We start from the raw sequence: 21,126 nt of genomic DNA on the forward strand, positions 1-21,126 counted from the left end.
CTTCGTCGCCCGGTATTACAACCACGAGCGGCTACACTCCACGCTCGACTACCTTCCGCCCGCCGAGTTTGAACGGCGGGCGGCCATCCGCTCCTAGCGGGTGGTCCAGGAAAAGCCGGCCACCTCAACCCTGTGGGCGACGCCTTTCGCGACAATGCCGGACCTACCGGGGGCAGAGGCGAAAGATGTCGCCCACAGGGTGGGCTCCTACGTTTCAGGCATTTGCCAGGCGCTCCGCGGCTTCCAGCGACGCCTTGTCGCGGTTGATCGTCGCTACGGCCAGCTCGCGGCCGTTCTTCTTGTAACGGACTTCGGCATCCTTGTCGGCGATGGAGCCGATGACTTCGATCTTGTCCCACTCCAGTGCGTGGCCTACGTAACGGATGCTCGTGTCGTAGTGCATGCTCCAGAAGAACGGCGCTTCGTTATAGATCTCATCGAAGCCGAGCATCGCCGCGGCGGCGACCTGCCCCTGACGCTCCGCGACCACCCAGTGTTCGACCCGCTGGCGTGAATCGTCCAGGCCGGGAAAGCGGGCGATGTCGCCTGCGGCGTAGATATCTTCGTCGGACGTACGCATGGTGGCGTCTACCAGGACGCCCAGGTCGATCTGCAGGCCGGCTGCTTCGGCGAGCTCGAGGCGTGGGCGCACACCCAGGCCGAGCACGACCTTCGCGGCCTTCACCTGCGTGCCGTCATCCAGCGTGACCGCACCATCGACGTAGCCGGTCGCGTTCTTCCCAAGGTGGAAGATCACCCCGTGTTCTTCGTGCAGCGTGCGAATCATCGAACCGAGCTGTTCGCCGAGCACGCGCTTGAGTGGCACCGCGTCAGGGCCGATGACATGCACCTCCACCTTGCGCTCGCGAAGCGATGCCGCGACTTCCATGCCGATGAAGCTGCTGCCAAGGACGGCGACCGGACCGCCACCTTCGATGGCAGCGATGATCGCCTGCGCATCCTGCATCGTGCGCACCGTATAAACGCTGGGATCGTCGAAGCCCGGGCCATCCGGACGAATGGGATCCGCGCCGGTGGACAGCAATAGCGTGTCGTAATCGAGGCGCTCGCCGGAATCCAGGGTCACCGTGCAATGCTCGGCGTTGACGTGGTCCACCGTCGTATCGAGTCGCAGCGTGATCCGCTGGTCCTCATAGAACGCCTTGTCCTTCAGCGGCATCCACTCGGGTTGCGCTGTGCCGGCGAGGTAGTCCTTGGAGACGTTCGGCCGGTCGTACGGCGCGTCGACGTCGTCGCTGATCAGTGTGATCGACCCATCGAAGCCAAGGTCACGCAAGCGTTGCGCGGCGGCGAAGCCTGCGGCGCCCCCGCCGATGATGACGATGTTGCGGTCCGGTGTATCGGTCGGCTCGGCCGGCTCGGGCGCGGGCAGTTTCTCGGTGATGAAGACCTTGCCGTCGCGTTCGTCGACGCGCCAGCGATCCACCGGCGTTAGCGCAGGCGCGCGCAAGGCGCGGCCGCTGGCCAGGTCGAAGCAGGCGTGGTGCAAAGGGCAATGCACGGTATCGCCCACACGCAGCCCCTCGCCCAGTGCGCCGCCGTAATGGCTGCAGGTGCCGGTGATCGCGGCGAAGCCGCTGGCGGTGCGCGCCACGATGACCACGTCATCGCCGACATGGCCGGCCAGCACGCCGTCGGCGGGTACGGACGCGACCGGGACACCCTGGCTGAAGTCGGGGCCGGACGGCTTCTCGGCGGCATCGGACATGGCGGGCTCCTAGGGGCGCGGGGACGCTCGAAGCGGCTGGTGTCTTTAAAAAGACGGCGCCGCCGAGTCTGGACGTTCCGGGGCGCCGGGGATTGAAGGAATCCTGTGTGGAGGATGCCGGGGTTCGCGTGTTTGGTTTGTTAGCGTCCCGGGGTGGGGCATCGCGCGCAAGCGCGCTCCCACAAGGGCTGCACTCCGGTCAGAGGACCACGCAGGTGTTGCGGCCGGCGCGTTTGGCGGCGTAGAGGGCGCGGTCCGCGCGGTCGAAGGCGGTGGCGGCGGTTTCGTTCGGGGCGAACCGGGTCAGGCCGCCGGACATCGTGACCTTCACCGGCTTCTGGCTGGCGTGGAAGGCCAGCGCCTCGACCGTGGCGCAGAGGTCGCGCGCGATCGCGAGCGCGTCGTCGGCGGTATAGCCGGCGAACACCACGGCGAACTCCTCGCCGCCGTAGCGGGCGACAAACGCGCGGCCGTCCAATGTTTTGGAAAGCGCGTTGCCGACGATGCGCAGCACGGCATCGCCCGCCGCGTGGCCGAAGCTGTCGTTGATCGTCTTGAAGTGGTCGATGTCGAAGGCGCCGATGCAGGCGACGGCCCTGCCCTCGCGCAGCTCGGCTTCCAGTTCGGCCATGCGCCGTTCGTAGGCGAGGCGATTGGGCAGGCCTGTCAGTGGATCGGTGAGCGCCAGTTCGTGTTCGCGGCGCAGGGAATCCTGCAGCGAGGTCGCCTGGGTCTCCAGTTCCTCGACGCGATCGCGCATGCGCTCGGCGCGCTCGCGATACGACGTCATGCGCGCATCCTCGCGCTCGCGGTAATCGCGGAAGTGCTGGTCGATCACCGCAAGCCGCGCCGTGACCTGCTCACGCAGGGCCGTGACGTCGCTGGCTTCGAGCGTTTGCTCAGCGAGCTGGCGCATCTCTTCGCTGACCTGTTCGCCGAGCATCCGTCCCGGATCGCTCCCGGCGGTGGCGTCCTCGAGTTCGGCGACCAGGTAGCGGGTCATGTCACCCAGGCGGCCGCTGACTTCGGCCAGCAGGTTCTGCAGCTTCGCGACGTCGGCGCGGAGTGCGGCGATCGCCTCGGCGTCTTCGGGTGCATGCACCACCGCCGCAGGGATCGGATCCGCGCTATCCGCGGCCGCCGGCACGTCATGCACCGCCTCGACGATGCGCGGCTCCAGCGCGGCGACGGCCTCGGCCAGGCCGTCCAGCAGGGGCTCCAGCGCCTCGGGCGCACACGACTGGCGCAGCCCTTCACCCAGCTGGTCGAGCAGGCGGTCGGCGGCATCGCTCTGGCCGCGGGCCAGCGCGGAGAGGCGCAGGACCAGCCGGCGCAGGCTCTCCTCGATGGCGCGGAAGTCGCGCTCGTCGCGCTCCATCCGCTCCAGGGCGAGGTTGTATTTGCGCTCCCAGATGTCCAGCTCCACGCGATGCCCCAGGTTGAACGGTGTGGCGCGGGCAGACTCCCGCAGGACCACGATAGACGGTGTGCGGTCAGTACAACAACCGCGCCAGCAACTGCACCTGGTTACCCCGCTCGCGCGGCCCCAGGCCAAAATCGGTGCGCTCCGCGCGGGTGGCGTCCACGTGCAGCCATTCGGCGCTCAGCCTTAGCCAGTCGAGCGGGCGCCAGTTCAGCGCGGCGGTGAGCGCGTGGCCGCGCTCGCCGTCGGGCCAGGTGCGGAAGGTTTCATAGCGCAGCGTCGGCCGCCAGGCGCCGCGGTTCCATCCAGCCAGCAGGAAGCCGGCCTGATAACGCATGCGGAAGCAGCCACCCGACGGGCAGATGGTCGTGTCGCCGTCCATGCCCTGTGCGATCCAGGTCACGGGGCCGGTCTCGGCCTGCGCGCCCAGCGACCAGAAGCGCGTACGCCAGGCATAGATGCGCTCATCGCCATCGTAGAGGCGGTACGCGGAGGGATCGGCACGGTTGTCGTAGCGCAGCGCGCGCAGTTCCACGCCCTGCGGCGATTTCCAGCCGGCATCGGCGTACCAGCCGGTGCGGCCCCCGATCGACTGGAACGGGGCGTAGCTTTCCCTGTGCCCTTCCTCCGCCGGCTCGGGCAGGTCGCCGCCCACGCCGACGGTCACGTCGCTCAGCGACCAGCCACGCTTCGCGAGCACGCGGCCGGCGACATCGTTGTGGCGGAAAAGCCCGCCGCCGAAGGTCCCCGTGCCGCTGTCACCACGCCATTCCTCGCGGATATCGGCGCCGATGCCGCGGATCTCCTCCCCCACCCAGCTGTTCAATGCGGAAGGCGTGATCGTCCATGGGCTCGTCCAGCCGATGCCATCGTTTTCCAGGGAAATGGGCAGGAAGTAGATACCGCCCTTCAACGCGAGACGCCACGCGCTCAGCGAGAGCGGACGATAACGGAGGTACGCCTCGGGCACCTGCCAGTCGTTCCGGTCGGTGCGCTGGACCTGTACGTCCGCGAGTGCAAACAGGGCGGGCGTGAGTTGCGCCGTGGCGACCACGCCCGCCGCACCGAAGCGCAGGCCATGGGCATCGTCACCGTAGCGCGTGCGGCCCGTGCCGCCGTTGATGAAGCTCGTGTCGTCGGGGGCATCGACCAGCCGCGCATCGGCGAACGCATGCAGCTTCACCTCCTGCGCCGTAGCGAAGGATGGGGCCAGGCTTGCGAGGGCGAACGCGAACAGCAGGCGCCGCGTCACGCCCCACCCGGGCCCCGCGCACCGAGGCGCGCCACGAAGGAAGCGAAATCCATCGGGCGGCCGACGTGGTATCCCTGCACATGGTCGCATCCCGCCGAAGCGAGGAAGGCCATGCTGTCCGCGTCCTCGACCCCTTCCGCGGTCACCTGGTAACCCAGGCGATGGCCGAGCTCCACCAGCGAACGCACGATGGTCCGGTCGGTGGGGTCGGTGGCGAGGTGCTGGACGAACATCTTGTCGATCTTCAGTTCACGGACGGGAAGGCGGCGCAGGTAGGCGAACGAGGTCTGGCCCACGCCAAAGTCATCGATCGCCATCTCAATACCCATATCGGCGAGCCGGCGGAGGACTTGAAGGGCGGCTTCGGGTTCGCCGATCACCGCGCTCTCGGTCACTTCCAGGGCGATGGCCGTGGGCGGGACGCCGTGCGCGTGGAGCAACTCGCCCACCCGGTCGGGCAGGCCCGGGTCGCCGATATCGCGGGCGCTTAGGTTCAGCGACACCTTGATGGGATGCCCCGCGTGCGCCAGTTCAGCGGCGTGGGCAATACCGTGCGCCAGCACCCAGCGGGTCAGCCGGCCGATGTTGCCGGTCTCTTCCGCGACAGTGATGAACAGCTCGGGCGGCACCATCCCACGGCCGGGGCGGTGCCAGCGGATCAGCGCCTCGGCGGCGTCCACCGTGTCATCGGCCAGGCGAAGCTTCGGCTGGAACCACAGTTCCAGGGCATCGGCATCGATCGCCGCGCGCAGTTCGCTCATCAGCGACAAGCGCTCCGGGCGGTGCGGGTCGGATTGCGGGTCGTACACATCCACCCCACGGGTGGAACGCAGCGCGGCGAACTCGGCCACCTCGGCACGCCGCAGCAGCGGCGCGGCGCGTTCCCCGTGCGCGGGTGCGAGCGCGATTCCGACCGCCGGCCCCATGTCCATGCTGACGTCGGCCTCCTGGTACGGCTGGCCCAGCGCATCCACCATGCGGAACGCGGCGGCGATCGCCTCGGCTCGATCCGCGCCCCGCAACCACACCGCGAACTGGGTATCGGTGGCGCGGCCGACGAAGTGCTGGCCGGCCACATGGCACAGGCGCTCGCCCGCATCACGCATCAAACGGTCCGCCAGCGCGTGGCCGACGGTCTTTACGATATCCGGCAAGCGGGTCACGCCGACGATCAGCAAGGCGCCCGCCTGGCCAGGCGCGGCCGCGAGATCACCGTCGATCGCGTCTTCCGCCGCGGCGCGGTTGGGCAAGCCGGTCACTTCGTCGTGCAGCGCCTGGTGGCGGATGCGCAGCTCGCGTTCGCGGACCGCATCGCCCATCGTGCGGAAGGCCGTCGCGAGCTCGCCGATCTCGTCGCGCCGACGCACTTCAGGGGCATCGTGGTAATCGCCACCCGCGATGCGGCGCGCGGAAGCGGCGAGCGCTTCCACCGGACGCGATACGCCACGCGCCACCAGCCAGGCCACGAGCAACCCGGCGCCGAGCGCCAGCAGGAACAGCGCCAGCCACGCATTCCACACCGGCTGGAACGGGTGCAGCGCGTCGTCGAGCGAGTAACCCAGCACCGCGTACACGGCGCTGCCGCCGCGTGGCTGGGTCAGCGGTTGCGCGAGCACGAGGAACTCGCGCCCGGCGATGCTCGCGAGGCTCGGCTGCGACGGCAGGTGCATGCCCGGACCCTGGTACTGCGCGGTCAGTTCGGAATGCGAAGTGCCGCGCGCGATCACCGCGTAGCCGTCGTGCACCGGCGTGGCGAGTTCCACGTCGCGCGGCAACGCCGAGAGCTGCTGCATGTGTGCGATGAGCGCGTCGTCCACGGGAATGCTCGCGACCACCAGGCCGACCGGCTGCGGCGCATAGATCGGCACCACCACGATCCATGACGCCTTGCCATCCGCGACGGCGATCGCCGCGGTGCGTTCGTCATACGCACGTGCGAGCAGGTCGGGCCATGCGAACGGCTTGCCTTCGTCGGTGCCCGCGGTATCGACCTGCACGCTGCCGTCGAGATGCAGCAGCTGCATGCGAGCCGCACCCACGCGGCGGCCATGGTTGCGCAACACCGAGAGGATCGTGTCGCGGTCGCTCGCCGCGATCGCCGAGCGCAGGCCGTAATCGAGCGACATGATCTGCACTCCGCTGGCGACGCTGGCCGAGAGGTCGTTCATCTGCGCCACGAACGCACGGGCATTCGCGGACAGCTGGCGGCCGCCTTCCTGCACGAGTTCGCCGCGCGCGACGGTGTAGCCGAGCACGGCGGTGACGCCCTGCACGAAGATGAGGGTGGCGACGAAGAACAGCGCCAGCCGCGTGCGGAAACCAGGTACCCGCATGGGCGGATCAGTAACCGATGTGTTCGCGATCCATCGGCCCGCGCGGGTTCGGCAGGAGCGCGAGCACGAAACGCACGGTCGCACCGGTACCCTCGGCCACCGTCACGCCCTGGATCGGCAACGTCACACCCGGGCGCAGCTGCGGATGCCACGCGTGCGCCTTGTATTGCCCGGCTGCTACGCCATCGATGCTGGCCCTGCCCTTCGCGTCGGTCACCGCCATCTCCTGGTCCTTCGTGACGTAGAGGTACGTGAGCATGTAGTCGTGGATGTTGCAGCCGACCGCCGCGTTGCCCGCGTTCTTCATCACCAGCGGGGTCGAGCTTTCCCCTGGCGCGAGCATGTATTCGAACTTCTCGAGCGCCGAAAACGAGTAGACGTGGTGGCGCGTGATGTCGCTGTTACGGAACACGACGCTATCGCCCACGCGGAGCGCGGTGACATAGGGGATGAAGGTCTCGTCCTTCTGGTCGACGTAGCGCGTCTCCGCCGCGGGCGTGCGCGTGGGCGTGCCCGGGTTCGGTGCGAGCGTGACGACCGCATCGGGGATCGGCTTGCCGGCGGGATCGACCACCTCGATGGCGACGCGGCCCGCAAGCGCGGGGGCGGACGTGAGCATGGATAGCGTCGCGACGGCGAGCAGGCAGCGCATAAGGATTCCCCTGGTGACGGGGCCCTAGCCTAGCCCAGTTGGCGGTTCAACCTCTAACGGGGCGCAGCATGCGGCAGATGCCGGCGATGGGACGTGAAGGGCCGCACGGATCGCTGTGCCAGGGGTCCGGCCGGTGCCGTACCGCCACGCTGTCGAACGATGGCTGGCCAAGGCCGCCGGCGCTGCCGCAGGCCATGGCCAGCGCCATGCCCGCGAAAAGGATGCTGATCGTGCGCCTGGCTGCCATGTGGGCGGTCCCCCCGCTGTCGTCGCCACCGACGTTAGGCCGGCCGGCGTGAAGGAACAATAGTCCGAATGGGAGGGATGGCCTCGACATTCGCCCGGTCCCCGACGACCCGGACATGCACGTCCGCCAGCGCGGCCACGGCATCGCGGTGCGAGACCACCACGATGACGGTATCCGGCAGGCTGGCCCGCACGCCACGCAGCACCGCCAGCTCGGCCGTCGCATCGAGCGTGCTGGTGGCTTCGTCCAGCACCGCAAGCACCGGCCGGCGCAGGATCACCTGGGCCAGCATCAGCCGTTGCAGCTCGCCGCCCGAGAGGCGGCTGGACTCACCGTGCACGGCGAGGTCGAGGCCTTCCGGTGCCGCGTCGATGCGCGGTGCGAGGCCCACGCTGCGCAACACCTCGCGCAGGGTCTCGTCGGAGGCCTCCGGGTCCGCCCAGGCGAGCACCTCGCGCACGCGACGCTGCCAGGGGCGCACGCCCTGGCTGACATAGGCACCGCGCGCCAAGCGGGTACGCCAGGCGTCGTAGGTGAGCGGCACGCCATCACGGCTGGCCATGAACAGGTCCGGCCGCGCCATGCCAGCCAATGCGTCGACGAGACTGCTCTTGCCGATCCCGGAGTCCCCGCTGACCAGCACCAGTTCGCCCGGCCGCAGCACCAGCCCTTCAAGGAGAATGCCTTCACGCGGGGGCTTCACACGCATGCGCTCGATCACGACCTCACCCAACCCGTCGTGCGCATCGGGCGCCGGCGCGCTGTTTTCCATCGCCATGTAGCGCTGCCACAGCGCCAGCGCCGGCTCGGCGGACCGCAGCTGCTGGAAGCCCTGCCGGGTGGAAATCAGGTACGGCAGCAGGCGACCGAGCAGCAGGCCGACGGCCACGAGGGCGGCACCATCGATACCGTGCGAGCGATCCGCCAGCAGAAACACCACGGGGATGCCGACGGCGGCACCGAGTTCGAGCACCAGCCGGCTCGACGCCACCAGTTCGAGCTGGCGCCGGTAGCCATGGCCGAGGCGACCGGAGACATCGCCGTAACTCGCCCGCTCCGCCGCTTCCCTGCCGAACGAGCGGACATGGCGAAGGCGCCGCGGGAAGTCCTCGCTGTGCCAGAAGAGATCGGTCATGTCGGCGACGTAGCGCCGGCTGACCTCGCCATGCTCTCGTCCGGTCACGCGCGACGTCAGCAGGATCGCCACGAGTAACAGCGGGATCGTGAACATCAGTACCGGCGAGATCCAGAGCGCGAACGCGATGCTCACCAGCGAGGTGAGCACGGCCACGGCGAGTTGCTGCATCGCGCCCAGGCCCTGTACCAGCAGTTCGCTGTTGAAGGTGAGGACGTTGGCGATCTCGGCGGAACTCGCACCGGCCAGTTCCGGCAGGCTCGCGCCCAACAGGTGCGCGTGCACGTCGCCACGCAAACGCACGGCGAGCCGCGCGACCTGCGCGGCGCCCAGCCGCGCGGATTGCCAGCGCAGCAGTGCGAAGAGTATGCCGCTCGCGGCGAACGCGGCGGCGTTGAGGGTGAGGTCGGGACTCGCGAACGGTACCGCGTGGCCCGGCTGCACGAGCGGCACCAGCAGCACGGCGGAAAGGCTCCCGCTGACTGCCGCACCCACCGAAAGCGCGGCGTACACCAGCAGGGAGATGCGTTCAGCATGTGGCAGCAGCGCCAGCAGCCCTCGCCATGCCGATGGCCCGCGCATGTTCAGCCCACCGCTTCCTGCACGTCCAGCCACGGCATCAGTGCCTGCAAGGTCGCACGCGGATCCGGTCCGCGTCGCAGCACCCACGCGCCGCGGAGCAACGCGGTGTCGATGAAGCGCCGCCAGCCCGGCTGGCGGGCCGCGTACGGCTGGTCTTCGGTGAGCCGCACGATCGCGTCATCGCGCGCCATGGGTTCGAGCAACGGCCCGTCCGTGCGCTGTGGTGAAAGCAGCATCGTCGCGACGATGTCCAGCGGCTCCGCTGCCGGGCGCATCCCGCCGCCACGCAGGTCGATCTCGAACTTCTCCACGCCGCTGCGCCGGCGGATCCGCGGTGACGCCATGATCTGCCGGCGTGCCGGTCCATCCAGCCACGCAAGGCTCGCATCCGTCACGTGGAGGAAGTTCGGCACGCCTGTGGCGCGCAGCCGTTTCGGCTCGACAAATACGCCATCCTCCGCGAGCACGTCATACCCGTCGAGCGCAGCCTGCAGGGTCAAGGTCGATTTGCCGGCACCGGATGGTCCGAGCAGCAGGACGCCGCGGCCCTCGCCACCGATGCATGCCGCGTGCAGCGAGACCAGGTCCTGGCCGCGCGCCGCCAGCAGGTACACCGCGAACTCGATCAGCTCGTAGCGTACGTGGTAGGCGAAAACGAGGCGGTCTTCGGACACGGTCACCACCGCTCGCCGCTGCGCAGGCGAGACGATGACGTGATTCGAGGCGTCGACGATACCCATCACCATCCCGCCGCCCGAGGAGGTCTGCACGGGCGGAGGCTCCGAGGGGCCACCGGCACGGGCCGGCACCAGTCTCAGCTCGATGTGGAACACCGGCGGTACCGGCGCCAGGCGGTGGGCGGGCAGCCCTTCGTAGGCGCTGCCGGCGATCGCGAGCAGCGCCTCGCTGTTGCTTGCGAAGACGAACGAGGCGCCAAGCACGGGCCAGCTGCGGGCATGGGCCAGCCGCATGCGCTCCCCGAACGGGTCGGCGAACTCGGGGGCATCGAATGGATCGGTGTGGGCCATCGTCGCGTTCGCCGGGATAACCGCCGTAGGTGCCCGGCCCCGCCTGGAAGGTTGTGCCACCGGGCCCGGCAACCTGCCCGGGGGACCGGGGCACTCACGCCTATCCCGCATGACGCGAAAGGCGTTCACCCCATGCTGAACATCCTGGTAGGCCACTCCTACTTCCTGCGCTACGACCGCAAGCAGTGGGAGCGTGGCAAACCCTACCCGCCGCTCGCGACCCTGCAGATCGCCGCCCTGCTGCGGCGCATGGAACACGCGGTGGGGCTGTTCGACGCGATGCTCGCCGACGGCGTCGAGGATTTCGCACCCATCGCGCAGGCACAGCGCCCGCAGCTCGTCGTGTTCTACGAGGACAACTTCAACTTCCTCACCAAGATGTGCCTCGGCAACATGCGCGATGCGGCGTGCCGCATGATCGGCGAAGCGAAAGCCGATGGCGCGCGCGTGCTCGTCGCCGGTTCCGATGCATCGGATCATCCCGAGGCGTTCCTCGCCGCCGGGGCCGACGCGGTGCTGACCGGTGAAGGCATCGGCGCACTGATCGAGCTGGTGAACCGCCTCGAGCGCGATCCGATCATCGATCCGGAGGCGTGGACCGAAGGCGTGGCAGGCATCGCCACGCGCTCGCCCGCCGGCACGAGGGTCACGCGCCTCGGCGTCGTCCCGCCCGATCCGCGCATCAGCGGCCTGCCCGCGTGGGACCTTGTCGACATGCCGCGCTACCGCGCGCTGTGGATGGAGCGGCACGGCTATTTCAGCCTGAACATGGCCGCCTCGCGCGGCTGCCCGTTCCGCTGCAACTGGTGCGCGAAGCCGATCTGGGGCAACCACTACAACCAGCGCCCCCCGCAGGATGTCGCCGCAGAAATGACCTACCTGAAGCAGACGTACGCGCCCGACCATATCTGGATGGCCGACGACATCTTCGGTTTCCACATCGACTGGGTCAGCGCGTTCGCCGCCGAAGTGCGGGCATCCGATGGCTCGGTACCTTTCATGATCCAGACCCGCGCGGATCTCTCCAGCGAACGCATGGCCACCGCACTCGCCACGGCCGGTTGCGTCGAGGCGTGGATCGGTGCGGAAAGCGGCAGCCAGCGCGTGCTCGATCGCATGACCAAGGGCACGAAGGTGCCGGACCTCATCGCCGCGCGGCAGCGGCTGGGTGCGCACGGCATTCGCGTCGGCTTCTTCATCCAGCTCGGCTATCTCGGCGAGGAACTCGATGACCTGCTCGCCACGCGCACGCTGGTGCAGGCGGCAAGCCCCGACGATATCGGCGTGAGCGTGTCGTATCCCCTGCCCGGCACGAAGTTCTTTGAAGAAGTCCGCGCGCAGCTCGGCCGGAAGACTCAGTGGGACGATAGCGGCGACCTGGCGAGGATGTTCCAGGGGGCGTACGACACGACGTTCTACCGCGAAGTGCGCGACCTGCTGCACCGGGAAGTCACCGACCCGGGGCAGGATCTCGATGAGGACTGGGCCGAACTGCTCGCGCGCGAGCACCTGCACCGCAACGCCGAACCCACGCCTGCCGCGTGGGCGCGCCGCGCGACCGGGGCATGAGCATGCTGCCGCCCCTGCCGGTACTGAAGCGCGGCCTGGCCCTCACCACCGAGGCGCTGGCCAACGAACTCGCGCTTGGCCGTTCCGGTACCGCGCAGCCCGCGTGGAGTGAGCTGGAATGGCGTCTCGCCGGTGCCGCCGCGGTCGCGCACGGCATATCGCCACTGCTTGCCGGGTTCTCCACCTGGGCACCGGAAGGCTGGCAGGATTTCCTCGCCACGCAGCGCGAGCATGTGGAAGTCCGCCAGCAGCGCGTCGCCGCGCTACTCACGCGCATCGACGCCAGCGCGCGACGCATGGCGTTACCGCTGGTCGCGCTGAAGGGCTCGGCACTGCATGGTCTCGGTATCTACGTGGCCGGCGAACGGCCGATGGCCGATATCGACCTGCTGGTGCGGCCGCGCGATGCGCACGTCGTGAAGACCCTGCTCGAGGAACTGGGTTACGACGAGTCGTTCCGCCAGTGGAAGCACAGCGTGTTCAAGCCACGCGATGGTCTTGCCGTGCGTGGCCTGGGCGAACACCGCGATACGCCGGTGAATATCGAAGTGCACACACGCATCCAGGAACGCCTGCCGGTGCGCACCGTCGATATCACCGAACGCATCTGGCCCGCGGAAGCGCAGCCCGGCATCAACCCGTATCCCTCGCGCGGTGCGCTCATGGCCCACTTGCTGCTGCATGCCGCCGGCAACGTATGCGGCCGCAGCCTGCGCCTGCTCCACCTGCACGACATCGCCCAGCTCGCCACGCGCATGCCACGCGATGAATGGGCCACGCTGTGGCAAGGCGATGAAGCCCCCTGGTGGGCGTGGCCTCCGCTGCGCCTCGCCGCCCGCTACTTCCCGGGCACCGTGCCGCGCGGCGTGCTCGACCAGCTCCGCCGCGACTGCCCCCGCCTGCTCCGCACCGCGGCACACCGCCAGACCCTGACCAGCGTCTCCTGCTCACGGCTATGGCTGAACCTCCTGCCCGGCGCGGAATGGTCACGCACGCCCGCCGACCTCACCCGCCTGCTCATCAACCGCGTACGCCCCACGCAGGAAAGCCGCGAGGAACGCGCCGACATGCTGCGTACCCAGGTATGGCTGCAAGGGCAGACATGGGTACGCCGCAACCACCTCACCCGCCTCATCACCGGCCTCACCCGGCCCGTACCGCGCATGGATACGCTCTACGTCGTCCGCGCCGCGCTAGGCGAACTGGCGTAATTCAAGGCCCACGCCCCCTTGTAGGAGCGCGCTCGCGCGCGACATCTTTTCGCCCGACCGCGCAGGCCCTGAAGCTCTTCGGCATCCGGGAATCGCGCGCAAGCGCGCTCCCACAAGGTCGTTGCTACCTGAGGTGTGCGTCGGGTGCGGGCGCCGGTCGCGAATAGTGCGGCGCGGTGTACAGGCGGATGAAGGCGGCTGCCGTGGCGTCGGCATCCTCGGTGAGCGCGCGGTAATGGGCAGCGGTAGCGAGCTTCTGGCGTAGCGCTTCGTCGCGGGCTATCCGGGTGATCGCGTCGGCGAGGCCTTGTGCGTCGCCCGGTTCGGCGGTGAGTGCGGCGTGGGGTGCCCATTCGGCGTAGTGGCCGACGGCGGTGCCGACGGAGGGTACGCCGAGGACGGCAGCTTCGAGGAGGACCAGCGGGCCGGCTTCGTGGCGCGACGACATGACCAGGAGGTCGGCCTCGGCAAGCAGCGGACGCAGCGCCGCCTGGGTGCGGAAGCCCAGGAAGTGCACCCGGGAAGCGATGCCAAGTTCGTCGGCGAGTGCCTGGATGCGGCCGTCGAGCGTGTCGACGCCGATGATGTTCATCTCGTAAGCGACGCCTTGCGCCGTGAGCAACGCGAGTGCGCGTAGCAACGTGGCCTGGTCTTTCACCGGATTCAGGCTGGCTACGTGGATGAGCTTCAGCACATCGCTGTTGCGTGGGCGCGGGGCGAGTTCCGGCCAGCGGTCGACATCGACGCCGAGCGGGATGCGCTGCGCCTTAATGCCAAGCGCTTGCAGCGAGTCGAGGATCGGTGTGCTGGCGGCGGATACGCCGGCGGCACCGTGCAGGACCGCGGCCTCGCTGACGCGGCTGCGCAGGCGACGCCGGCCGCCGTAGCCGATGTCGTGCAGCGTGACCAGCTCGCCGCCGGCGATGTGCACGTAGTACGGGATGCGCAGAAGCGTGGCGGCGATGGCGGCGACCTGGCCACAGGTGCCGGAGAAGAGGGATTGGAGGAGGTTGAAGGGGGCGATGCGGTGTTCTTTCAGGATGGTTTGCGTGGTGCGCCAGCGGAGCCAGGCGTTTGGGTTTCTTCGCTCCGTTGGGTTATCGCGCGCAAGCGCGCTCCCACAAGGGCTGGGGTCGGCACCGGGATCGGGGCGGTGGTCGCCTATGTTGTGGATGTGGGCGCCGCGGAGGGTCCAGCGGGCGGGGTGGGGTTCCTGGTGGAAGGCAAAGACGTGGACGTCGTGGTGGCGGGCGAGTCGTTCGATGAGCGCGAGGAAGGCGGGGATGACGCGTTCTTCGCCACCGCGGTCGACGCCGCCGGGGAGGATGATGCCGATCTTCATGCGCGTAACCTGCGCGCCGATTCGAGCTGGGCGTAGGCGGACGCCCAGCGCCGGCCGAGTGCCGGGAACGAGAGGCGGGCCTGGAAGTGTTCCCGCACGAGTTCGCGAGGCGGCTGGTGGCGCGTGACGGCAAGTAGCGCGTCGCCACAGCGCGCGCCGTCGCCGGCCGGGTACAGGCGCCCCACCGCGCCGTTGCCGGTCAGTTCGCGGAACGACGGGATATCGGTGACCACGGGCACCGCGCCGCAGGCCATCGCCTCTAGCAACGCAAAACCGCAGCTCTCCGAGTGGCTGGCACTGATGTAAATGTCGGTGGCGCGCATGAACGTCTCGACCTGTGCGTGTGGCACCTTGCCGATGAGCTCGACCCGGTCGCGCAAGTGGTCGTCGGCAGCGATGCGTGCACGCACCGCATCCAGCAGCGGCGCATTGCCAAACACGCAGTACAGGCGCGCCCCAGGATTCACTGCGGCAAGCCGGGCGAATCCTTCGAGCATGCTCAACGGATCCTTGTTCTCATTCAGATGGCCCACCCAGAGCACCATCGGCGCACCCGCGACACCGAGCGCCGCGCGCGCCGCATCACGGCTGCCCGGCGTGAAGCGGCAGCTCGATTCGGGTATGGACAGCACGCGCATGGTCGGAGGAAACAGGCCGGCGACCTCGAAGCGATGGGCGAGCGCCGCCGCGGTGAACGATACGGCGTCCACGTGGCGCAGCCAGCGCCGCCATGTACTGCGTCGCCACCAGGACGGCACCCGGTCGGCATGGTCCTGCAGGACGATCGGCAACGACGGAAGCGCCTGGGCGATCGCGAACGCTTCCTCAGCGCAGGCCAGGCTGTGAATGTGCAACACATCCGGCGGGTGGCCGCGCAACAGGTCGGCAATGCGCTTGCCCCGTGCACGCGGGGTCGCGAAGCCGTCGAGGTCGACGAAGTGGTAATCGATGCCGTGCCGCTGGAAGCGCGACTCACTCGATGCGGCCTGCACCACGCTGACCCGTGGTCCACCGGCCGCGACGGCCTCGGGGATATCGGCGAGCGAAGGCCATTGCAGGAACAGCTCGCCAGGCGAGATGCCGGCGGGTGCGGGATGCAGGTTGAGCTGGGTGACGCGCATGGCCGCCCTCGCCCTAGATACCCGAGACCTGCGGCAGGCGCAGCTTCACCAGCCGGTTGGCAAGGTTCAGCTCCCAGGGCTTGTCGTAGCGGCGGCGATGGTAGCGCCACGAGGCGAGCGCGCTCAGGCCACGCTTGGCCCACGATGGCGAGCGCATGTCCTGCACCGTCGGGAAACGGCAGCGCAGCACGGTGACGAAATCCTGGATGTGCCGGCGCAGGTCGTCGGTCAGCCACGGCGCATCCGCGTGGCAGGCATAGTCGACCCAGCGCTTCTCGGTCCATTCCTCGGGCGAGGCAGGAAACACCACCGGCTCGCCGTTCAGATCGAGCAGCGGCATGGTGGCGCGCTTGCCGCGGTCTGTCTCATGCTTGCTGCTCTCGGGGAGCGGCGTGTAGATGTACACGATGATTTCCGACGCCGGGTTGATCCGCTTCAGTTCGCGGATGAACTCGAACGTGTGCTCGGTTTCCTCCTCGGTGTTCTCCGGCGGGGCAACCATGAACGAAAGCTCGGGGATCACCCCATGGCGGCGGCACAGTTCCGCCACCTCGAGCGTCTGGTCCGGCCGCGTGCCCTTGCGGATCTCCTTGAGCATCGCGCCGCTGGGCGATTCCGCGCCGACATACGCCATCTTCAACCGGCTCTTCCGTACGAGCTTCCAGCTGCTCTCGGAGAGCTTTAGCAGCGCATCGGAGCGCGCGTAGCACCACCACGGCAGCTCCATCTTCGCCATCACCTCGAGCAGCGGCACCATGTCTTCCTCGCGATCGAAGAAGTTGTGGTCGAAGTACTGGATGGAATCCGCGCCGAGGTGGTGCTTCAGGTACGAAAGGTCACGCTCCAGGCGGGCGGCCGCGGGCAACTGCGTCGTGCCGCCGAACATCGCGTTCACACCGCAGAACGTGCAACGGAAGCGGCAGCCGATCGCGGCCTGGTGCGCCGCCGTGCGCTTCCCCAGGAAGGTGCGCGCGAGATAGCGGCGCGGATCACCCAGCTTGTCATACGGCAACACGATGCCGGGATCGCCCAGGTGGAACTTGCGGTTAGGGTTATGCACGATGTGGCCATCGGCATCCTTCCATGACATGCCCGCGATCCGCGAGACATCGCGATCCGGGCGGGCTAGCGCGGCGATCAGGTCGGGCATGGTCTCCTCGCCCTGCCCGCGCACGGCGTAATCGACATACGGCGCTGAGAGCGCCGTGTCCGTATACAGCGTGGGGAAGTAACCACCCCAGATGATCGGCAGGTGCGGGTGGTGCTCGCGCACGGCTTTGGAAACCGCGATGGAAGGCGCCGTCTGCGGACCACCCATGACGCTGATACCGACGGCATCCACCTTGTTCGCCACGATGGCTCGCAGCGTGGCATCGACCACGTCACGATCGACATTGCCATCGACGATGGTGCTTTCGCCATGCCGATCGAGCGTGGACGACAGGTTCAGCAAGGCAAGCGGAAACCGCGCGCCCTGGCGTGACGTGATCGTCGGGTTGACCAGCAGGGTATGGGGCATCGTTGGGTTCGTCAGCGTGCAAGTCGGCGAAGGCGCATGACCAGCGCCACGGGAACGTCCAGCGCGACCGGATCGAAACGGGCACCGGATGGGATATCGGCGGGGTCGAGCATCGGCTCGGTGACCGCATCGATGGCAAGGCCGGCGTCCACGCAGGCCGCATGCCAGTCGCTGTAGTAGTGAGTGGCGTGGCGGACGGCATAGCGTTGCCCCCCGGCCTTGAAATCGCGGCGCCAGCCGAGCGCGGCACCCACCGGGTGGAAGTCGCTCACGACCAGCGTGGCTCCCGGCCGGGTCACCCGCGCGAATTCCTCCAGCACGGCGTCCAGGCGCGGCACATGGCCCACGGCCAGGCCGCACAGCAGGACATCCGCACTGGCATCAGGCAGCGGCAACGCGGTGAGATCGCCCTGGGCGAGCGCGATCCGCGCACCGGCGGGAGCGTCGTCGAACGAGGCCGCCGCACGCGCGAGCATCGGTCCGGAAAGATCGATGCCGACCAACGTGGTCGCACCGCGCGCCAGGGCATGGCGCAGGTAACGCCCGCTGCCACACCCGGCATCGACCACGTCCAGGCCCTCCAGCCGCGCGGGCATCAACGCGAGCATCGCCCGCTCTTCCGCGTGCATCACCGGGTTATGCGCGTGCGCCGGGTACGAGGATGCCCACAGCGCATACGCGGGTGCGGGATCGAGGAGGGGCGTCGCGGCATCCATGCTCAGTGCACCTTGTGCATGCGTTCGAAGCCGGGCTCGAGCGCCATCAGCGCGGGATCGGCTAGCGACGCGGCCACGAGTTTGGGCCGGCCATCCAGCGTCACGGCGACCGTGTCGACGCCGGTGGCGGCGAACCAGTCGGCGAAGTCGGGGTCGGCGATGCAGGGGCGGCCTGCGCGGATCACGGCACGGAGGTCGGCGCGGCGGAGGGTGTCGAGGATATTTGCCGTGGGGTGGGATGTATCGCGCGCAAGCGCGCTCCCACGACAGACCAGGAAGTCCGCGTGGGCGCCGGGGTCGAGGGTGCCGCGATCCTTGAGGCGGAAGATGCGCGCGGCGTCGGAAGTCACCAGGCCCAGCAGGCTGGCAGCGTCGAGTTCGTCGCGTTCGCGGACGCCACAGAGTTCGTCCAGCAGGTCACGCGCGCCGGAGAGGCGCGAATCGCTGCCGAGGGCGAGCCTGCCTGCCGCCGCGAGTGGCCGCGGATCCAGCGTGGTACCGAGCAGGTTGCGATTGCTCGCGGGGCACCACACCACCGCGGCGCCGCGCGCGACGACGCGCGCCATGCCGTCGGCACCCAGTCCCACGCCGGGCACCAGGATGCTGTTGGAACCAAGGCAACCCATGGCGTCGAGCGCGTCGAGCTCGCCGCGCGCCGTGGCATCGCTGCCTTCCGCGAGGTGGATGATCCACGGTGTATCCGCCGGCGTCGCCAGGTAGCTCGCGCGCACCGGGGGCCCGAATGCCGGGCCACCGACGGCGTAGCTCCAGCCGTGCCCGCGCAACAGCGCCACCGGGAAATCGTCCGCATCCAGGGCCTCGTGCCATGGATCGTGATGGACCACGCACGTCGTTCCGGCCAACAGGTTTTTCAGCGCACCGTGGCGCATGCGCAAGGCCTTCGGCACGGCCAGCGCAGCCTGCACGTCCGGGTGCGCGAAGTGCGCCTGGAACGCCTCGATCCAGGCATAGCTGTTCGGGAAGACCGTACCGCCGGGGAGCGGCGGCACACCGTTCACCTGCAGGTGCTCGTGCGCATTGATCAGCGCCGGCATGACGATGTGCTCACGCAGGTCCACTTCATACGCGCCTCGTACCGGCCGCGCGGCGAAGCGGTCACCCACCAGTGCGGGCACGTGCCGCGAGAGGCCGTGCGCCGTCATGGCCACGGCGCCACGCAGCACCGCACCGGTGGCGTGTCGTGCGCTCAACGGCGGTGCATCACGATGAGGAAATGGTCGCCCATGTCACGCAACAGCGGCAGACCACCTAACCGGTCGTCCATGCGGCCGAGGCGCTCGTAGAACGCGGGGCGGCGTTGCACGCGGTCGATCATGTACGGCGGCGGCAGGAACAGGCTCAGCGCGCGGTAACTGCTCAGCGTGAAGTGTTCCGAGAACGCGGCGTAGAACTCGCGCGGGAAGTAATACCAGGTCCAGATCGTGTGCTTGTTCATGCCCACGGGCGTGACCCCGCGCGCACCACGGACCATCGCCCGGCGCAGCCGCCCGCGCATGGCGTAATGCCCGACCTCCCAGGGGACGACCCGCCCCATCACGGAGAACACCAGGCTGCCGCCGTGGCGCACGAGCCGCGCGCATTCCGTGGCGACCTGGCGTAGGTCCGGCGCGCAGTTCAGCGGGCCGAAGTTGGAATAGACCCCGTCGAACTCGCCGTCGATCCGGTCGAGCTCCTGGATACCGACATGCACCGCATCGAGCCGCTCGCTGACGCCCGCGGCACGTGCGCGCTCGCGCGCCCGCTCCACCATGCGCGGCGACCAGTCGCTGGCGGTCACCCGGAAGCGGCTGCGGGCGAATTCCACCGCATCGATGCCGGTACCGCAGCCCAGGTCGAGCAGGCGCGATCCGGCGGGGAGTTCCGCGCGCACCGTCGCCCAGAGCGTATGGCGCATGCGCTGGATCAGCTCGTTGTTGCCGCGCGGCCCGTCATAGTCGGTCGCGACGCTGTCGAAGGCCTCCTGCGTCTCACGCAGGCGAATATCAAGCGGCGTCGGCGCTACCGTGTCGTGCCTCGTACTCATCGCGTTCTCCGCCGTGCCGTTTACCTGCCCAGTGAGTGCCGGCAGCGGGCTCGCGGGTTGAACGGCGCAGGGCATCGGCTGCCACGGCAGCCAATACCCCGAGGAACAGCCCACCGAGCACGCCCAGGCCGCCCACCAGCGGGATCATCGGCGCGACCGGGTTCTCGGAGACGTGGACCGGCCAGGGCATGGAGGTCTCGAAGGTGTAATTCGCTTCCAGCCGTGTGCGGATCTCCGAACGGGCCTGCTGCAGGTCGCGGATGCCCGCATCCGTCCCAGCCAGGGAGAAGCTGGCGAGCGCGCCCTCGCCGCGGCTGTTGCCCATCTCGCCGCGCAAGCGGGTGCGGTCGGCGATCGCGGCATCGAGTTCGCCGTCGATCTCCATGAGGCGCTTCTGGGCCGTCGCGAGCGGCACCGAGCCGATCGTCTTGTGGATCGCCTGCAGGTGCTGCACGGTCGCCAGCGCAAGCTGGCGCGCGTCTTCCGGTGAGTAGGCACGAATCGTCACGTGCAGCAGGTTGGCATACGGCTGGGGGTCCAGCTTCATGCTCGCCCGGTAGACGCGGGCCTCCGGCGACTTGAGCGGGATGCCGACACCGCTGAGCACTTCATTCTTGAAATCGTCGGTCTTCAGCCGTTCCATCACGCGCAGGAGCGATTCCACCTTCGGGTCCTGCCCCGTGGGAGCCGCACCGATCTGGCCGATCTGGATCCACGCGTCCACCTCCCACTGCCGTTTGGCCAGCGAGAGGTAGCCACCGACCAGCGCGAGCACGGCGACGAACACGCCAATGAACCACCAGCGCTGGCGGGCCAGCAGGCGCCACATATCGATGAGGTAGATCTCGTCCTGTTGCATGGCAGTGCCGTCGTCAGTGAGGGGAAGTTAGGAGCAGGCGGCGGCTCGGGAGGCACGCCGATACGAGTTGCAGCAGCAGGCACAGCCCGATGAAGCCAAAGTTCATCCAGATGAACGCCTGCGGCGCGAACGGCGCCATGAGGCAGACGTAGGCCATGCGCAGGAAGATCAGCAGCGTGAACAGCGACGAGGACGCCGCGATCCGCCGCACGCTCCAGCGCATCAGCAGGTACAGCGTCACCAGCGCGGCAAACGCGCCGAGTGGGCCCCATGCGAGCAGGAACGGCAGGAACTCGGTGCCGACGTTGACGTTCGAGGCATCCAGCGGGATGTCGGTGCCCGCCGTCGCGATCGAGCCCTGCAA

General features: G+C 68.8%; 17 protein-coding genes and 1 pseudogene. 2 read left to right on the top strand and 16 right to left on the bottom strand.

What is annotated here, in order from left to right; translation table 11 throughout:
- Nucleotides 1–214: 214 nt before the first annotated feature.
- The 8 genes from ACTHLF_RS17415 to ACTHLF_RS17450 all read right to left on the bottom strand — a co-directional run bounded on the left by ACTHLF_RS17415 (nt 215) and on the right by ACTHLF_RS17450 (nt 10,399).
- Entirely contained in the window at nt 215–1,729 is a 1,515-nt protein-coding gene (locus ACTHLF_RS17415; RefSeq protein ID WP_440328943.1) for an FAD-dependent oxidoreductase, read from the bottom strand.
- Between the two features lie 199 nt (nt 1,730–1,928).
- On the bottom strand, nt 1,929–3,155 hold the full coding sequence (locus ACTHLF_RS17420) for a diguanylate cyclase (protein WP_440328945.1): 1,227 nt from the start codon (nt 3,153–3,155) through the stop codon (nt 1,929–1,931).
- A 67-nt stretch (nt 3,156–3,222) separates the two neighbouring features.
- A complete protein-coding gene (locus tag ACTHLF_RS17425) occupies nt 3,223–4,404 on the bottom strand; it encodes a hypothetical protein (RefSeq protein ID WP_440328947.1) in 1,182 nt (393 codons plus the stop codon).
- Complete coding sequence (locus tag ACTHLF_RS17430; RefSeq protein WP_440328948.1) at nt 4,401–6,737, bottom strand: putative bifunctional diguanylate cyclase/phosphodiesterase; 2,337 nt, start codon at nt 6,735–6,737, stop codon at nt 4,401–4,403. Before ACTHLF_RS17430 ends, ACTHLF_RS17425 begins: the two co-directional genes overlap by 4 nt.
- 7 nt (nt 6,738–6,744) lie before the next feature.
- Nucleotides 6,745–7,389, bottom strand: coding sequence for a carboxypeptidase regulatory-like domain-containing protein (locus tag ACTHLF_RS17435; protein ID WP_440328950.1), 645 nt, complete (start codon nt 7,387–7,389; stop codon nt 6,745–6,747).
- A gap of 46 nt (nt 7,390–7,435) precedes the next feature.
- Nucleotides 7,436–7,636 carry a hypothetical protein gene (locus ACTHLF_RS17440; protein ID WP_440328952.1) on the bottom strand — a complete coding sequence of 67 codons (201 nt, stop codon included), beginning with the start codon at nt 7,634–7,636 and terminating at the stop codon, nt 7,436–7,438.
- 34 nt (nt 7,637–7,670) lie between these two features.
- Entirely contained in the window at nt 7,671–9,353 is a 1,683-nt protein-coding gene (locus ACTHLF_RS17445) for an ATP-binding cassette domain-containing protein (RefSeq protein ID WP_440328954.1), read from the bottom strand.
- Nucleotides 9,354–9,355: 2 nt separating this feature from the next.
- Nucleotides 9,356–10,399 carry a serine kinase gene (locus ACTHLF_RS17450; protein WP_440328965.1) on the bottom strand — a complete coding sequence of 348 codons (1,044 nt, stop codon included), beginning with the start codon at nt 10,397–10,399 and terminating at the stop codon, nt 9,356–9,358.
- A 114-nt stretch (nt 10,400–10,513) separates the two neighbouring features.
- On the opposite strand from ACTHLF_RS17450, the gene ACTHLF_RS17455 reads away from it, so the two are divergent.
- Both ACTHLF_RS17455 and ACTHLF_RS17460 read left to right on the top strand, forming a co-directional pair.
- A complete protein-coding gene (locus ACTHLF_RS17455) occupies nt 10,514–11,950 on the top strand; it encodes a B12-binding domain-containing radical SAM protein (RefSeq protein WP_440328955.1) in 1,437 nt (478 codons plus the stop codon).
- Nucleotides 11,951–11,952: 2 nt separating this feature from the next.
- Nucleotides 11,953–13,161 (top strand): nucleotidyltransferase family protein, encoded by a 1,209-nt coding sequence (locus ACTHLF_RS17460; protein ID WP_440328967.1) that lies wholly within the window; start codon nt 11,953–11,955, stop codon nt 13,159–13,161.
- A gap of 124 nt (nt 13,162–13,285) precedes the next feature.
- On the opposite strand, the gene ACTHLF_RS17465 is transcribed toward ACTHLF_RS17460, so the two are convergent.
- The 8 genes and pseudogenes from ACTHLF_RS17465 to ACTHLF_RS17500 all read right to left on the bottom strand — a co-directional run.
- Nucleotides 13,286–14,503, bottom strand: a complete 1,218-nt coding sequence (locus tag ACTHLF_RS17465) for a glycosyltransferase family 4 protein (protein WP_440328957.1) — start codon at nt 14,501–14,503, stop codon at nt 13,286–13,288.
- Nucleotides 14,500–15,624: a glycosyltransferase family 4 protein gene (locus ACTHLF_RS17470; RefSeq protein WP_440328958.1), complete on the bottom strand. Its 1,125-nt coding sequence runs from the start codon at nt 15,622–15,624 to the stop codon at nt 14,500–14,502. The genes ACTHLF_RS17465 and ACTHLF_RS17470 overlap by 4 nt, the downstream gene beginning before the upstream one ends.
- A 13-nt stretch (nt 15,625–15,637) precedes the next feature.
- Nucleotides 15,638–17,143 carry a B12-binding domain-containing radical SAM protein gene (locus tag ACTHLF_RS17475; protein ID WP_440328959.1) on the bottom strand — a complete coding sequence of 502 codons (1,506 nt, stop codon included), beginning with the start codon at nt 17,141–17,143 and terminating at the stop codon, nt 15,638–15,640.
- Between the two features lie 11 nt (nt 17,144–17,154).
- Entirely contained in the window at nt 17,155–17,859 is a 705-nt protein-coding gene (locus tag ACTHLF_RS17480; protein ID WP_440328960.1) for a class I SAM-dependent methyltransferase, read from the bottom strand.
- 2 nt (nt 17,860–17,861) lie between these two features.
- Nucleotides 17,862–19,022: an amidohydrolase family protein gene (locus ACTHLF_RS17485; protein WP_440328969.1), complete on the bottom strand. Its 1,161-nt coding sequence runs from the start codon at nt 19,020–19,022 to the stop codon at nt 17,862–17,864.
- A 44-nt stretch (nt 19,023–19,066) separates the two neighbouring features.
- Entirely contained in the window at nt 19,067–19,903 is an 837-nt protein-coding gene (locus tag ACTHLF_RS17490; protein ID WP_440328961.1) for a class I SAM-dependent methyltransferase, read from the bottom strand.
- The gene (locus tag ACTHLF_RS17495) at nt 19,863–20,762 is read right to left on the bottom strand and encodes a Wzz/FepE/Etk N-terminal domain-containing protein (protein WP_440328963.1); all 900 of its coding nucleotides are present in this window, start codon (nt 20,760–20,762) and stop codon (nt 19,863–19,865) included. Before ACTHLF_RS17495 ends, ACTHLF_RS17490 begins: the two co-directional genes overlap by 41 nt.
- A gap of 13 nt (nt 20,763–20,775) precedes the next feature.
- A pseudogene (locus ACTHLF_RS17500) lies at nt 20,776–21,126 on the bottom strand (hypothetical protein); the annotation flags it as partial.

It is taken from the genome of Luteibacter sp. (assembly GCF_051958795.1).
Taxonomy (GTDB): Bacteria; Pseudomonadota; Gammaproteobacteria; order Xanthomonadales; family Rhodanobacteraceae; genus Luteibacter.

Bases quoted from the DNA above. Each gene is read 5' to 3' on its own strand.
- ACTHLF_RS17415 (WP_440328943.1), bottom strand. From the start codon at position 1,729: ATGTCCGATGCCGCCGAGAAGCCGTCCGGCCCCGACTTCAGCCAGGGT.
- ACTHLF_RS17430 (WP_440328948.1), bottom strand. From the start codon at position 6,737: ATGCGGGTACCTGGTTTCCGCACGCGGCTGGCGCTGTTCTTCGTCGCC.
- ACTHLF_RS17435 (WP_440328950.1), bottom strand. From the start codon at position 7,389: ATGCGCTGCCTGCTCGCCGTCGCGACGCTATCCATGCTCACGTCCGCC.
- ACTHLF_RS17440 (WP_440328952.1), bottom strand. From the start codon at position 7,636: ATGGCAGCCAGGCGCACGATCAGCATCCTTTTCGCGGGCATGGCGCTG.
- ACTHLF_RS17445 (WP_440328954.1), bottom strand. From the start codon at position 9,353: ATGCGCGGGCCATCGGCATGGCGAGGGCTGCTGGCGCTGCTGCCACAT.
- ACTHLF_RS17455 (WP_440328955.1), top strand. From the start codon at position 10,514: ATGCTGAACATCCTGGTAGGCCACTCCTACTTCCTGCGCTACGACCGC.
- ACTHLF_RS17460 (WP_440328967.1), top strand. From the start codon at position 11,953: ATGCTGCCGCCCCTGCCGGTACTGAAGCGCGGCCTGGCCCTCACCACC.
- ACTHLF_RS17465 (WP_440328957.1), bottom strand. From the start codon at position 14,503: ATGAAGATCGGCATCATCCTCCCCGGCGGCGTCGACCGCGGTGGCGAA.
- ACTHLF_RS17470 (WP_440328958.1), bottom strand. From the start codon at position 15,624: ATGCGCGTCACCCAGCTCAACCTGCATCCCGCACCCGCCGGCATCTCG.
- ACTHLF_RS17475 (WP_440328959.1), bottom strand. From the start codon at position 17,143: ATGCCCCATACCCTGCTGGTCAACCCGACGATCACGTCACGCCAGGGC.
- ACTHLF_RS17480 (WP_440328960.1), bottom strand. From the start codon at position 17,859: ATGGATGCCGCGACGCCCCTCCTCGATCCCGCACCCGCGTATGCGCTG.
- ACTHLF_RS17485 (WP_440328969.1), bottom strand. From the start codon at position 19,022: ATGACGGCGCACGGCCTCTCGCGGCACGTGCCCGCACTGGTGGGTGAC.
- ACTHLF_RS17490 (WP_440328961.1), bottom strand. From the start codon at position 19,903: ATGAGTACGAGGCACGACACGGTAGCGCCGACGCCGCTTGATATTCGC.
- ACTHLF_RS17495 (WP_440328963.1), bottom strand. From the start codon at position 20,762: ATGCAACAGGACGAGATCTACCTCATCGATATGTGGCGCCTGCTGGCC.